Source organism: Falsibacillus pallidus (genome assembly GCF_003350505.1).
In the GTDB taxonomy this organism is placed as follows: Bacteria; Bacillota; Bacilli; order Bacillales; family DSM-25281; genus Falsibacillus; species Falsibacillus pallidus.
The window spans coordinates 1-15,714 of the sequence record NZ_QQAY01000013.1 but is presented as its reverse complement, the minus strand read 5'-3'; the positions used below and the strand labels follow the sequence as shown (position 1 = coordinate 15,714).

The window sequence follows — 15,714 nt, the reverse complement described above, 5'->3', positions numbered from 1 at the left end:
ATGAAAAAATTTATAGTTTTCGTGTCATTTGTGGTTCTTTTTTCGATTGTTGGCCCGCTTCATGGTCAAGCATTGACTGACATAGAGAATCACTGGGCGAAAAACGAGATTCAGAGTTTAGAAGAACAAGGAATTATCAATGGATATAACGACGGAACATTCAGAGCCTATACGAATGTGACAAGAGGTCAATTCGCTGCTTTTCTCGTAAGGGCTCTCAATTTGCCGGAAGGAACATCTTCATTTGTGGATGTGACAAAAGGGAACACATTATATAAGGAAATTACTGCTGCAAAGAAGGCAGGAATTCTAAAAGGTACGCAAGATGGGAAAGCTCTTGCAGGGGAGGAAGTTACCCGTGCTGATGTAGCAGTCATGGTCGACCGTGCACTTCAATACAAAGGAAGCTATACGAAGGAATCTGCTCTTTCCTTCAAAGATGCCGGCTCCATTCCAAAATATGCTTTTGAGGCTTTTAAACATACAGTCTATTACGGAATCGTGAAGGGGACTGATGAAAATAAGCTGGAGCATTCTAAAATTGCCAATCGTGGAGAATCTGCCGTATTTATTTATCGCCTCCTTGATATTGTAGGGGCATCTGATCCGGTTCCTCCGAATGATAATGGCGTACCTGGTGAATCGGTTAATATTTCATCATCAGAAGTGGGTGTTCAGCTTGGGGATGGAAATACTGTCCGCTTGAAAATGAATAATTCTGGTGTTCCACTTAAATACATCAATAAGAGGATCATCACCCATATCAGATCAAAGGATTACCAGTACAACTACTATATGGGGAACTCATCAAACCCGTTAGGAAAGGTGAAATTGACCTTTCGACGCATCGACAATGGCGATACATTTGTCTTTGCGCGATTCGATCATTTTGGAAACAATGACTACACTGCTTCCATCATCATGCCATTTGAAAATATGAACAGTTATTCGGTTCAAAAGTATTCTGATTATGGCGACGTTGTCCATACGCACGATGATACAGTTGGCGATGATCCAACGACAACGCCGATCGGACTCGTCAACCTAACCAATAGCAGCAATCAAATTCAACAACTGATGTTGAGCAAAAATTACACATCTTTCGTAAGAGAAAAACAATATGCGAATGGCCAAAAATCGACTCTTCGTGAACTGGCTGGCGAGTGGGAAAGCTATCATATCAGTCAGGATGAAACAAGCCATTCAATAGAAGTCAAATTGAATATGAAAGTGAAAAGCAAAGCGGTTTCTGAAAGCTGGGCACTCTTGTCCAATCAGAAATTATTCCAAAAGCAGGAGTACATTGATTATTGGTTCAAGCGCAGCATAGATGAATATTTGTCCATCAATAAATGGCTCACTGCAGATGGTACGTATTCTAAACTACCGTGGTCTATTGAACCGGGTTATAAACTGGGATATGGCCGAAACCTGGGACACATGCAAGGCGGCATTTATCTTAAAGCGTACAAAGGATCGGGGGAACCATATTTCTACGATCTAGTAATGGATTCCATCGCGGACCTTGACGTTTTTTCAAATGGAGCTCTTACAGCGGGGCAAGTGCCTATTTTCAAAACAGAATATACGAGCACATGGCTGAAAAACGCTTACGGCACCACTGCACCATATATCGATACGCGACATAACGAAAACACAGCTCTATTTTTGAAAGATTCAGGAGACATATTCAACATCCCTCAGCTCAAAGAGGCGAACCTAAAATATGCCGGCTTCCTGATCAAGCAAGAGGAAATCGGAAATATTATCCCAGTGACCAAAACGACCCATTTAATTGCTGACTACTATGCACCGGGCGGCAAAACAACGCACGTTTCACTTAACCATTCACTTGGAGAAATGCGCTTCCTGCTGGAAACATATCTGCAGACAGGCGACGATTCCTATTACAAAACCGCTCGCCAAATAAAAGGAGCCATCGAATATCTCTATCCGAGATGGGTAAGGGATAACGGCGACCTTTGGTATCAGGTCAACGGCCAAATGCAGTTCACCGGCGGAGACTATGATACACTCACACTAGTAGACTTATTATTGAGCCAGCAGCTATTCGAAGACATGAAGATTCCAAGAAGCTCAATCTTCGATCAAATGATCACAACCAAAACGAAATACCTCGTGGGCATCAAATACCCATTGAAGGGTAACATCGTACAAATGCTTCGCGACCAAGGCTTCGGAGACTTAGTCAAGGACTACGGAAATGTCTCTACAGCTGAATCTCTAGAAAAGGATACTTTGGATTTACTGGCAGAATAACAAACATATGCAAAGGCATCATCCTCGTGAAGGAAGAGGGTGGTGTCTTTTTTTGTCGTTTAGCAGAATAAGTAGGGGCGGAAATCGCACAATGGCAGAGGGCAGACAAGAGTTGGAGGGAAGTAAGTAAGGTTTATCCGATGGAAGTGGCTGAATGGACAAATATTTGGTGGAGAGAGCAGAGATTGTCCGGTTGCGTGGGCCGAAGAGGCAAAATGATGCGGAAAGTGCTTCGAAATGTTCACTTAGAGGTGCTGGGATGCAAAAATGACCGGTAAGAGCGGGGCGATGGTGCCTATTGATAGGGAAATCAAGGTGAATTTGCTATCTTCTAGAGGCTTATGCGCCGGAATGGGTGGTCTATGCGCCATCTCCCATGCTCTATGAGCGAAAATCTGATCGCTATGCGCGAGCGCAAGGGTTCTATGCGCCACAAGCTCCTGTTTATGCGCCAGTGGCCATTTCGCCACCACAGGAGGTGAATAAACTTCATGGGATGTGGAAATGCACGGTAAGAGCGGGGCGATGGTACATATTGATAAGCAAATCAAGGTGTTTTTGCATTCTTCTCAAGGTTTATGCGCCGAAATAGGTGGTCTATGCGCCAACTCCCATGCTCTATGCGCGAAAATGTGGCTGCTATGCGCGAATCAAAGGGTCCTATGCGCCGCTAGCCCCTGCTTATGCGCGATTGGGCATTTCTGCACTAATTGAAGTGTATTAAGCGACATCATCAGACAAAAGCCGGGTCGTGACAGGCACCGGCGTGTCGTCATACACCAAGAACAAGCTATTATCCACAGGGACTTCGACGCAATTTTACAAAATATGAAAATATTAAAAGGGATTTACATAGTTGATATAGAAGATTAACAATTGTGCATTAAAATGGAAACGATTACAAATTCGAGGAGGAAGATCATGTTCGGAAAATCCAGTAAGAAATTAGCAAGTCTAGGTCTCGTTTCAGCATTGAGCCTTGGGGCGTTCGCTGCTCCATTCAGCACACAGTACGTGCATGCAGAAACAGCTAACATCAAAATTCAACTGCTAGGAATCAATGACCTCCATGGGAAAATCAATAATACATACGAGGAAGACATCGATGGGGACGGGGAAAAAGAAACAATTGGTTCAGTCGATTACTTGGCTGCACATCTTAAAAAGCGAAAGGCAGAAAACCCGAACACTGTCCTGGTAAACGCAGGGGATAACATAGGAGCAAGTCCATTGATCTCTGCAGCCCTTCATGATGAGCCAACTATCAACATTCTAGAAGCAATGGGACTTGGCGTCGGTACACTAGGAAACCATGAATTTGACGAAGGTATCGATGAATTGAAGCGTATCGTCAATGGCGGTGAACGTGCGGATGGAAATGGGACAAAAGGATACGATGGTGCTGACTTCCCGGTAATTGCCGCGAATGCCTATGACACATCAACGAATCAGCTCATATTTGATCCATATTACATTAAGGAAATCGCCGGAACAAAAATCGGGTTTATCGGCGTTGTAACGCAGGAAACTCCGGATATCATCATCAAATCCGGCAATGAAAACCTGAAGATTACAGATGAAGCTGAAGCAATCAACAAGTATGCGAAAGAATTGGAAGCAAAAGGCGTCAACGCCATCGTTGTCCTTGCCCACAATCCTACGAATGAAGAGGGCGACAGCTTAGCATTTGATGCAGCTAAAATCGCTGAAAAAGTGGACGATAATGTAGATGTCATTTTTGCCGGCCATAATCATAAAAGAATCAACCGTACAGTTGACGGGAAATTGATTGTTGAAGCTTATGAATATGGAAAAGCATTCACAGATGTAGATATTGAAATCGATCCGACAACGAATGATATCGTTAAAAAGACAGGGGAAATCGTTTATAACGATCATGAAAGCGTAACGCCAGATCCTGATATCAAAGCGATGATCGCTGAATATCAAGCAAAATCTGATGAAATCGGTAATGTGGTTGTCGGTGAAACAAAAGATGCGCTCCCTGGCGGCTATGCTGAAAGAGGTCCTGTTGGGGATAATCCACTCGGCAACTTGATTGCAGACGGAATGAAAGCATCTATGAATGCTGACATCGCGATGATGAACGGCGGAGGTATCCGTGAAGATCTAAATAAAGGACCTGTAACATATGCGGAATTATTCAACATCCAGCCTTTCGGAAATTACCTTGTCAAAATCAGCCTGTCTGGTAAAGAAGTTAAAGAACTATTAAACAATCAAATTTCAGAACAGTATGGGCCAGACTTCTCTGTTGCAGGCATCTCATATAAGTGGGACCGTTCAACACAGAACGTTACAGATGTTCTTCTTCCTGATGGACAGCCGATAGACGAATCAAAAGAATACAGTGTTGTTTTGAACAACTTTATGTTTGGTGATCCAAACAATAAGATTGCAGATTACTTCCAAGGTGAGCCGGAAGTTGGCAAGGTAGACTTGGATGCTACTCAGGATTTCATTAAATCCTTCAAGGATCCTATCGAATATAAAGCGGAAAGCAGAATTCAAGAAGTTTCTAGTGTCTTCAAAGATGTTCCAAAAGATAAATGGTCAAACCCATTTGTAACAGATTTATTCTATAGCGGTGTATCCAAAGGAACGTCCGCAGGCGTATTCTCCCCTGACCGCGAAATGACAAGAGCGCAGTTTGCTTCTATGGTATCCCGTACATTGAAGCTGAAAGCAAGCAAACCAGCTCCATTCAGTGACTTGAATGATGTGTCAAAAGCAGTTCAAGATGAGATTTCAGCAGCATATGAAGCGGGTATCACAAAAGGAACATCTGCTTCACGCTTCAGCCCTAATGAAAGCATTACGCGTGCAGAAATGGTGACTATGCTCATCCGTGCTTATGATGACAAGTATGGAAAAACTCCTGCTGTCATGAGCAACGACCACTTCACTGATTTAACCGATCTTCCGGAAGAGCAGGCAAGTGCTGTCAATTTGGCATATGAGCTGGGAATCATTGATGGTGTAAGCGAAAAGACATTCGAACCGAAAGACGATTCAACTAGATCTGAAGCGGCAAAAGTATTCTCTTTGTTCCTTCACCAAAAATAAATTATGAAAAAATCCCCCTTCATTTAAGTGTAGGGGGATTTTACTTTATAAAGGGGGAATTCATGTACAATGCTGCTGTTTATATATAGTCAAGATAAAACAGGAGTAAAAAGTGTCCAATTGCAACCGCTCGAGGAATTGCCGAGTGAAAACAGTGACAAAAGCGATTTAAATGCGCCCGTTTAAGGAATTACCAAGAAAAATTGGGAGCAAAAGGGGCTGAAGTGGACCATTTTAAAAAATCATAGACAAAATGGTCATAATGCCGAGAAGGCCGCCATCTATTCTAAATAAAAAACTGTAGTCAAACCGAGCAATATGGTCTTGTCCCTGTCAAGTAGACAACATAAAAAAACTAAGCAACAAGCGCGTGTCGATATTCAATCGGCGCGCGTTTTTTAAGTTTCTTTTGTCTTCGTTTGTAGTTGTAGTGATAGATGTAATCTTCCAGAGCTTGTTCTAGTTCTTCTCTAGACGTACACTTGTTTACATATAATTTCTCTGTTTTGAGGTGGGAGAAAAACGATTCTACACAGGCATTATCTAAACAGTTTCCCTTACGAGAATGGCTGCCCTTAATCCCAAATGCATCTAATCGGTTGTTATACAGCTTTGACGTATACTGGAAGCCTTGGTCTGAATGTAAAACAGCTCCATTTACGTCTCTTTTCTTTGTCCATTTATCTACTGTTTTTAAGACAAGTTCTAGATTGTTTCTCTTGGATAACTCCCAACTTACTATCTCATTATTGAAAAGATCCTGGATAACAGATAAATAATAAAATTCTTCACCGACAGATATAAAAGTAATATCTGTGACCATCTTCTGTTGGGGTCCAATAGCCTTGAAGTTCCTCTTCAATCGGTTAGGAAAGATGATTGAAGGACTCTGACCATGACGTTTTCTCTTTTTCCGAATGATTGATTGTATCCCCATTTCGGTCATTAGCCTATAGACTTTCTTATGGTTGATGAGATACCCTATTTCATTTAATTCATCCGTTATACGCTCTCGTCCAAATTCGGGATTGATAAAATGAATGCCCATAATGTGTTCCCGGATGTCTTGTTCCTTCTCAGCCTTTTCTACCCGGGAGATCTTGGTATTCCTCCATTTGTAATAACTCGCTGGCAAGATGTAAGCAATCTCTAACAGCCAAGAGACTGGATAACGGCACCTCATTTCTTCAATTAATTCATATTTCATTCTTCTGGGAATGTCATGTCCTCCTTTACCAGATTTGGATACTGCTTTTTTAAATATTCAACCTGCGCTTTTAAATAATCTCGTTCCTCTTCAACCGACTTAAATTTAGTTCTAGGTCTACCTTTTAGAGGATTTGACACACCCTTTCTTTCATCAAAAGGAACCCCTTGTTTCCATTTCCTGACCCATACTTTAAGCTGACTACAATTACGGATCCCCAACTCTTCGGCCAATACTTTATAGCTCTTTGAACCATTCACATATTTCATAACAGCCTTAAGTTTGAACTCATCTGAATAGTTATTAAACGTTTGTCCCTTCTTCGCCATAGAAAAATCCCCTCCAAGTAGCACTCTTTCCTTCATGGTAACATGTAGGTTTTTTTGAATGTCTACTTAAAGGGGACTATATCAAATACTCGAGTTAGCCTACAGTTTTTTATTTCTTAATATTTTATAGATGTTCCATTGCTTTTTTCATTAATGCACTTCTGCGGAAAGATTTTTCATTTTCATATTGTTCCTTGAATTCCTTCGCATGGGAGGTGCTGTATCCATGTTTTTTTAAGTCATTTTTAAGCGCCCCATATACTACATTGAAAACCTCATCAGTTTTAGCCTCAAGATCGGCTGCCGCCCCATTGTACTTAGAATAAAAATATCCAAAAGAAATAGATTCACCGTTTTCTTTTTTCGTTTGATATTCAGAAAATGCAAGTGTCAGCATAGATTTCACTTTATCATTGGCCTGAGCTTCTAAATTACTGAACACAGGTCGATATTTATCTTTGATTGAAGCTACTGTGACCGTATTAGAATCTTGGGAGTCAATATTGCTTCCATTAGTTTTGTCATCATTTTTAGATGTTGATGTTGATGTTGAGGTGTTTGTGCTTGTCTTGCCATTTGTAGAAGCAGTTGTGGATGATGTTTTTTGGACGGTGGTGCTGCCGATGTTATTTTTATCACCACTCTTGCCGGAAACTGTTGTGCCTGTTGATCCGTCAGTTGAATTGTCCTTTGTATCGTTAGTTCCGCTTGCAGTCTTATCGGAACTATCAGACCCTGAACCTGTGGCATCAGTACTGGAATCAGAGTCATCAGGCAAATCGATTTTGTAGTCGGAGTTTGTGATTTTTTCTACTTTTTCATCCGCCACATCATATTTTTTAACTTTCAAAAAGTAATAGACAGTTCCTCCACCCGCCAGAACTAATAGCAGGACCACGATCGAAGCAATTTTTAAGAATTTTTTCATTTGATAGAGAATCTCCCTTCAGATTCATTGAGGTATAATTTATAGAAATTCTATCATAAAATACCAAAAAGGGAACTGTTATATAATGCAAAATTCTTACCTATTTCACAAAAATATGAAGTATTTCCTATATTTAATTGATTGATAGCTTCCTATTAGGTATAATAGCCACATATATAATTGCTATATTATGTAAATAAAATCAGTTTATTCGGCTAGAAATAATTACATAGAGGAGAAGTGAAAATGAAAAAATACCCTTTTAGCAAGAAAACGATGAAGGCAATGCTTGCGGCTACACTAGTATTTTCGCCTGTTGTGGCTAGTGGAGTTGCTTATCAACCAACTGTGGCGAGTGCAGCAGAATATAGTTCAGTTGATAGCTTAACTACTGCGTTAAATACGTCGTATGATAAATTAAGTGATTCGGAAAAAGCTGAGTTGATTTCTGCAAGAAGTCAAATTGAAGCACTTAAAGGTTCAACTGATTGGGATGGGTATATTGATTCCATATTAGTTAATCCAGATGGAGCAAATTATGCTGTAAAAAAACAATTAGTATCTGATTTGCTGGATGTAATGTTAGCAGTTACTACTGTACAAGGTCTCAACGATGCGATTGATCAATTTAGTACAAATAACAGTTCTACAATTGATGATGCACTTGGACAAGATATTACTGTTCAGGAACTTCTAAATTATATCGGCGACGTTGAAATTAATTTTGTAAATACAATCAAAGATAGTGGTAAAACTGTTGACCAATTTACAGAAAGTGATTTGTTTAACGCATTTACGTATGCGTTAGTACACACTACTTCAGGGCATGAGGATTTAGTAGTAGCACTTACTGGTACAATTAATTTCTCAAATACTACTGACGTAATGTCAGAAATTGTAAATGGGCTAACGAATAAGCATGCTGCTCTTGCATCTTTCTATAAAGTTGTTCAAAGTATTGTACCAGCAACTAACCCAGGAGGCGGTGGCGGCGGCGTCATCATTCCTAATCCTGAACCAACAACACCTCCAGGACAAGTAGACCTCCCAACAGGTACTACTACTACTGAAAAGGAAACCGGCTCTAACGGCCAAGTCTCTGTTGTGGTTTCAATTCCTGCATTAAAAGTCAGCGAGATCGTTAATTTGATCACGAAAGATAAGGCGGTCATCCCTATCAAAGTGGAAAATGCAGGACCGGGTGAAGCCGTAAAAGCCAAGCTGCCTGCAACGTTATTCTCCGAAGCGGCCAAAAAGAACAGCAATGCTGCTGTCTTGGTATCCGGAAATGGTGCACAGTATGTTCTTCCGGTAAGTCAAGTCAACACTGGAAACATTGCTTCTCAATTAGGGGTTTCTGCTGATAAAGTAGATGTTTCTGTTACCATTAATCCAGTGAATCCTGCATACGTAAAAGGTGCGGTGGATAAGAATAATTTAAAAGTTATTTCTAATATTGTTGATTTCTCTATTGTTGCGACTTCAGGTGATAAATCTACAACAATCGATAGATTTTCAGACTACGTGTCCCGTACAATTGATTTGAGTTCTGATATTGTTCCAAACCACACTGTCGGAGTGGTTGTGAATGCAGATGGTACAGTTGCTCCTGTTCCAACAGTCTTCACTGAGGTAGACGGCAAGAAAGTAGCCGTTCTGAAAAGAAACACAAACTCTGTCTACACAATCGTTGAAAACGATAAAACCTTCACAGATGTAAACAACGGTAAGAACTGGGCAGAAGATAACATTGAAAAATTAGCTTCTAAATACATCATCAATGGAAAAACGACGACTACATTTGCTCCAAATGAGTATATGACTCGTGGAGAATTTGCTGCATTGATTTCAAGAAGCTTAAGTCTTACTCCATCAAATGAAGCTGCTGTTAAATTCAGTGATGTTTCATCAACTCAAGCAATCAATAAACATGGAGAAATCGCTGCTGCAGTAGAAGCTGGCATTATTAAAGGTAAGAAAGATGGCAAGTTCCATCCATCTGAAAAGATCACTCGTGCTGAAGCGGCTATCATGATTGACCGCGCAATCAATTTTGTCCACCCGGCGGATGAGTCAGTGGATTCCAGCAAAAAAGTGAGCAGCTTTAAAGATTACAAAAAAATTGGTGCTACTTCTCGCGAAAGTGTAGAACACGTCCTGCAAGCAGGAATCATGTCCGGCTACTCAAATGGGAATTTTGCTCCATCTGATCTAACGAAACGTGATCAAATGGCTAAGATTTTGGATACACTTCTACAACATATCAAATTCATAAACTAATAAATTCAATAAAAGGACTGTGCGCCAGGGCAGAAAAAACTACCTTGGCGGCACAGTCTTTTTTAATTTGCGAAATATGTAATTTTTTCCACAAAGACATTCGACATAAGAAAGAGAATCGCATTAAATATACTAATATACTATTAAAATTCCTTTCGTTCCCTCGATTCCAAATAATCAACAAAAACATATAACTTAAAAATTATTTTTGAATAATGTTTAAGGGGATGGGAAAAAAGCTAATAAATTGTAAATAGACTATAAGTTTGATAGAATGGAAAATTTTTTTGTGGTAGAATGTAGAAAATTGGCGAAAGGGGAGAAAGCGGTGAAACGGCTTTTTCTACTGTCAGTTTTTGCTGTTGCAGGTTTTTGCGCTGCTGCCGCTCCAGCAGGGGCGCAGACGTTTGTGGATGTTGGCGACAGCCACCGGGCTAAAATGGAAATTAATTATTTAGCAACGGGGCAGATTGTCAACGGAAGCCTGGATGGACATTTCTATCCAGATAAACAAGTGACAAGAGCAGAAGCAGCAGCAATGATTGGCAGGACATTACAATTCAATGGTAAACAAGTCTCCACGGATTTTAGCGATGTAGGAATACAGAACTTTGCCTCAGGATATATCCAGGAAGCTGCCAGACACAGCATCATTACCGGATATAAGGATGGTTCTTTTAAACCGGACCAGCCAGTGGCAAGGGGAGAAATGGCCATTATGATCAGCCGGGCATTCGGTTATGGCGCTTCTACTATCAATAGTGCTGCTAAAGCATTAATGGATAAAGGGATTGCGCAAGGAGTGGCCGACGGAACGTTTGGAACCACTAATTCAATCAAACGCTCTGATTTCTCAGTGTTTTTGGCAAGAAGCATCAATTCCGAATTAAGGCTGAATGGAAGTATGCCTGAATTCACTCAGACGGATACAGTCAATGCAGATTCCCTCAACATGCGGTCTGGTCCATCCACTTTGTACGATGTAAAGAGCGCTATACCTTTTAAGGGAGAAGTCAAAATCGGCTATAAAGTTGGAAAGTGGGCTTTCATTCAATATGATGGAAAAACAGGCTTTGTACATACGGACTTTCTTGCGAGTTCTGTAGGGGGAAGCAGCTCTCAGATAGCTGGGAAAACCATCGTTATCGATCCGGGGCACGGAGGAACAGATCCAGGAGCATCAGGCTATGGACTGCTGGAAAAAACCGTGACCCAAGATACTGCGCTGCGGGTACAAAATTATTTTAAACAAACTCCGTTTAATATCCTTTTGACACAAGAAAAGGATCCTGTTGGATATAAGACAGAACTAAGCGATAGGGTTGCATTTGCAAGGAATCATAATGCGGATATCTTTGTCAGCATCCACTGCAACTCATTCAATGGAACAGCTGACGGTACAGAAACATATTACTATGCAGCGTATCAAAACCCGCATGTAGATGAAAGCAAGGCGCTGGCTACTTATGTTCAGAAACGTATGCTTGACGCATTGGACCTTAAAGATAGAGGCATCGACAACGGAGATTTCCATGTTATCCGTGAAAATACAATGCCTGCTATTTTGACTGAACTTGCCTTTATCGATAATAAATCCGATAATGCGAAACTTGCATCCAGCTACTGGAGACAAGAAGCAGCTAAAGCAATCTATTTAGGTATTCTGGATTACTACTATAATTACAAAAAAATAGATGATGTACTGCCGCTGTATAATCTATTGCAAGCGCAGCCTTCAACTAAATGGTATTAATATAGTATACTGTAACAATTGGGAGTCTTATTTATAAGGCTCCTTTTTCTAAATGTGGAAAAGGTGGATGTTAATGAAAACAGTTAGAATTATACTCGGCGCCCTTCTTTTATTCAGTATATTACCCCAAATCACTCACGCTCAAACACTGAAGAAAAATTATATAGTCCATTTTAATAAAATGGAAGACAGAAAGATTCTGGAGAAATTTAATATCAATCCAAAAGAAAAATTTAAGATGATTCCTGCTGCCGCGGTGTCACTTACAGAGAGGCAGGCTGCCACTCTTGAAAAATCAAACTCTATTAAATCGATAGTACCTGAAGTCACTTATAAAATGTCCTCCCAAACAACTCCTTGGGCTTTTGGGAAAATGAATATCACTAATCAAGTGCGGACCATCTATACTGGAAAAGGTGTTAAAGTAGTCGTCATTGATACCGGAGTGGATTCCTCACATCCTGATTTAAGGGTTGCCGGTGGAACATGCGTCCTTAACAGCTGTCCAAATGGCTTTCAGGACGACAATGGGCATGGAACGCATGTGGCTGGAATCATTGCAGCTCAAAACAACTCAGTAGGAATTGTCGGCGTTGCTCCTGATGTCGAGCTTTATAGTGTAAAGGCATTGGATACATTCGGAGCAGGTACTACGACAACGATTGTAAAAGGTCTGGAGTGGGCCATTGAACAACATGCAGATATTGTAAACCTTAGTTTTACAACGAAGTCTGATGATCCTACACTAAGGGAAATGGTTCAAAAAGCTTCTGATGCAGGAATCCTATTAGTGGGTGCAGCTGGCAACTCAGGTACAGCAACTGGGACTGGGGATAATGTTCTTTATCCAGCAAAGTATGATAATGTAATTGCCGTCTCAGCATTAGACAGCCAATCTAAGAGAATAGTAGAATCCTCTACTGGTGCAGAAGTAGAAGTTGCTGCACCAGGGAATAATATCATCAGCACTGTACCTCTTGAAATCGATACATTCGATGGAAATAAAGACGGATACATGCCGATGACAGGTACATCTATGGCGTCGCCGTATGTGGCAGGGCTCCTCGCATTATATAAGGAACGATATCCTAACTACTCCCGTGACCAGCTCAGAAGTATCCTTGATCAAAATGCCCAGGATATTGGAATGACTGGAAGGGATGCTTTTTATGGATATGGTTTAGCATTATTTGGAGATAAATCTGTACTAGAACTCCCTTCATCAGCACAAGTGATTTCTCACGAAGATGGAAAAGTGGCTTTTGCATTTCATAAAAGCACTGGAACAAAACCAGTAGATATTTATAGAGATGGACAGACAATTGCATTTAACATTTTGAATGAAAATTGGGATGACTATGTGGAAAAAGGCACCTACCAATATCAATTCGTTTTCCACAATGAAGACGGGTCCACAACAAAGCAGTCTTTATCAGTCTCAATGGACCAGCCGGCATTTGATGACCTGGATACAGCAGATTGGTATGCACCGCACATGATCTATTTGTATCACGAGTCCATTTTGAATGGATTGGACAGCCATACCATCCTCCCTTCGAAAAAGATCACACGCGGGGAAGCAGTTGCAATGATCGGAAGGGCAAAGGGGTATAATGGAAATAAAGGAGCAACTGAATTTTCGGATGTCGGAAGCGGCTATTTTGCCAGCGGCTATATCCAATCAGCCTATGAACACCATATCCTTAACGGGTTCCCTGACGGAACATTCAAACCAAACCAATATGTAACCAGAGCGGAAATGGCGATTTTAATAGCAAATGCGTATGGATTGGCCAATGAAACTCTAGTTTCCTATGCAGATGTGAATGATAATGTGACAGGTGAAGCGGCGATTTTTAAAATTGCCAACGCACATATTACAGAAGGCTATCCTGATGGCAGTTTCAAGCCGCATGAGGAAATGTCGAGAGCCAAATTCTCTGTATTCATGGCTCGCGCAGAAAATAAAGAATTTATTACAAAATAAGAAAATAATCTTTGAGAGCATCGAGAGGGTAACGGCCTTTCGGTGCTTTTTGCTGTTTTAATATAGAAAGAGAGTGGTGGTTTACATTAATTGGATAGTAGGACGGCAGAGATGGAAAGTGGCGAGCTGGAGAAGGATAGGGCGGGGGTGAAAATTTAAAGTTGCTGCATAAAAAGTCAAACTGCCGCGGTTAAAGTCGAAAGTGCGGAGCTTATTACAAAATTAACAGGTGAAGCCTATTAAAATATGTCGATTGCAGCCAACTAATTCAGAAGGATATGAATTTAATAGGGAAAAATCCTCTTAACAGCAGAAATTTCATCCGAATTCCAGGAGATATTTACCATATTTTAAAACACCCAACTTACAATTTATTGCACAAAACAACAAAATTAAACCTATGTCATCAAATTGTAATGAAACCGTAACGTAAATTGTCTAAAAAATTTGATAAAATCTTACTAGAAATAGCAAACGTTGCAGAAATTACACGAGGTGGAAAAATGAAAAAACTCTGGAAACTATTACTCCCGGCATTGTTATTGTTGTTGATCCCTTTTCAAAGTGCAGAGGCAGCTTCAGGAAACGAAGTTGTTGATTACTCTAAGAAATTCATAGGCGTTCCATACAGCTTCGGTGGTACAAGTCCTTCAGGGTTTGATTGTTCAGGCTACCTATCCTACGTGTACAGCCATTTCGGAATCTCATTACCGAGAATGTCCAGCCAGCAGGCAACAGTAGGAACAACCGTTTCAAAGGCTGAACTTCAGCCAGGCGACATGGTATTTTTCGCAGATACATATAAAGCAGGAGTATCCCACGCCGGTATATACATAGGAAACAATAGCTTTATCAGTGCAACATCAAGCAGCGGCGTCAAAATTGATTCAATGAGCAATGTTTATTGGAGTCCAAAGTTCGCTTACGGCAAGCGTCTTTCACAAGTAGCCAATGGACTATTCAGCGATCTTCCAACAAGCCATCCGGCTTATGAAGCTGTTGAACTACTAAACAGCAAGAATATCATAAACGGCTTTGACAACGGCGAGTTCAAACCAGATGGGTTGGTCACACGTGGACAAGCATCTGCTATCGTAAACAGAATCCTAAAGGTTTCAACTAGCTCTACAAAATCCTTCCCTGATGTAGGAACTGGTTCTACTTTCGCAAAAGATATTGCAGCCATGAAAGAAACTGGCATCATTCAAGGATTCCCTGATGGATCATTCCGTCCTGGCGACAGCTTGACAAGAGCTCAAATGGCAGTAATCTTAGATAGAGCATTCAAGACAGAAAATAAAGTCGGTGTAACAAAAGCAAGCAATGTTTACTTGGATGTAGCTCCAACGAGCTGGGCAGCCGATGCCATTTCCGCTCTATACTATCTTGATAAAACAACAATGTTCAAAACAGATTATTTCCGTGCAGGATTCAATGCAACAAGAGCTGAGTTCTCCGCAGCGGTTTATAACTCTAAATTCTAATACATACAAAAAGGGGTCCTTCTTTTAAAGAGAAGGACCCCTTTTTGTATTGAAGAGTGGATTTTTAAGCGTTGGTGCACAGTTAGTCCATATTTGGTCCAGTGACTGCTACGTACACACTTAGAATGAAGCAGAATATAGAGCAAAATGGCATTTAGAAGGGCAAAGGGAGTGAAATAGCCGATTAATCAGGCTGGATTTCCTATCTGGTCTTGCTCTTTGCGCGAAAATTGCCTGGCTATGCGCGACACTTGATGGCGTATGCGCCAAAAATAGCTCTTATGTGAAGTTAGTATAAAAAGTGGACACAGGTAGTGGCGTCATGTTTAAATCTATACAACTATAAAAAGGGCGTGTATAAACGTGGCGAAAGATCAGA

General features: G+C 40.8%; 9 protein-coding genes. 6 read left to right on the top strand and 3 right to left on the bottom strand.

Annotation, left to right across the window (positions count from 1 at the left end):
- Nucleotides 1–2,280, top strand: a complete 2,280-nt coding sequence (locus tag DFR59_RS15410) for an S-layer homology domain-containing protein (protein WP_114746568.1) — start codon at nt 1–3, stop codon at nt 2,278–2,280.
- A gap of 921 nt (nt 2,281–3,201) precedes the next feature.
- A complete protein-coding gene (locus DFR59_RS15405; RefSeq protein ID WP_114746567.1) occupies nt 3,202–5,367 on the top strand; it encodes a 5'-nucleotidase C-terminal domain-containing protein in 2,166 nt (721 codons plus the stop codon).
- Nucleotides 5,368–5,722: 355 nt separating this feature from the next.
- Here DFR59_RS15405 and DFR59_RS15400 read toward each other — a convergent pair whose 3' ends face one another.
- The 3 genes from DFR59_RS15400 to DFR59_RS15390 all read right to left on the bottom strand — a co-directional run bounded on the left by DFR59_RS15400 (nt 5,723) and on the right by DFR59_RS15390 (nt 7,831).
- Nucleotides 5,723–6,574: an IS3 family transposase gene (locus tag DFR59_RS15400; RefSeq protein WP_114746566.1), complete on the bottom strand. Its 852-nt coding sequence runs from the start codon at nt 6,572–6,574 to the stop codon at nt 5,723–5,725.
- Nucleotides 6,571–6,903 carry a transposase gene (locus DFR59_RS15395; protein ID WP_114746565.1) on the bottom strand — a complete coding sequence of 111 codons (333 nt, stop codon included), beginning with the start codon at nt 6,901–6,903 and terminating at the stop codon, nt 6,571–6,573. Before DFR59_RS15395 ends, DFR59_RS15400 begins: the two co-directional genes overlap by 4 nt.
- Before the next feature lie 124 nt (nt 6,904–7,027).
- Nucleotides 7,028–7,831: a hypothetical protein gene (locus DFR59_RS15390; protein ID WP_114746564.1), complete on the bottom strand. Its 804-nt coding sequence runs from the start codon at nt 7,829–7,831 to the stop codon at nt 7,028–7,030.
- 246 nt (nt 7,832–8,077) lie between these two features.
- Here DFR59_RS15390 and DFR59_RS15385 point away from each other — a divergent pair, with 246 nt between their 5' ends.
- The 4 genes from DFR59_RS15385 to DFR59_RS15370 all read left to right on the top strand — a co-directional run bounded on the left by DFR59_RS15385 (nt 8,078) and on the right by DFR59_RS15370 (nt 15,335).
- Nucleotides 8,078–10,111: an S-layer homology domain-containing protein gene (locus DFR59_RS15385; RefSeq protein ID WP_114746563.1), complete on the top strand. Its 2,034-nt coding sequence runs from the start codon at nt 8,078–8,080 to the stop codon at nt 10,109–10,111.
- Between the two features lie 328 nt (nt 10,112–10,439).
- A complete protein-coding gene (locus tag DFR59_RS15380; RefSeq protein ID WP_158538407.1) occupies nt 10,440–11,864 on the top strand; it encodes an N-acetylmuramoyl-L-alanine amidase in 1,425 nt (474 codons plus the stop codon).
- A 73-nt stretch (nt 11,865–11,937) separates the two neighbouring features.
- Nucleotides 11,938–13,851 (top strand): S8 family peptidase, encoded by a 1,914-nt coding sequence (locus tag DFR59_RS15375; RefSeq protein ID WP_158538406.1) that lies wholly within the window; start codon nt 11,938–11,940, stop codon nt 13,849–13,851.
- Nucleotides 13,852–14,354: 503 nt separating this feature from the next.
- The gene (locus tag DFR59_RS15370) at nt 14,355–15,335 is read left to right on the top strand and encodes a C40 family peptidase (RefSeq protein WP_114746560.1); all 981 of its coding nucleotides are present in this window, start codon (nt 14,355–14,357) and stop codon (nt 15,333–15,335) included.
- Nucleotides 15,336–15,714 lie beyond the last annotated feature (379 nt).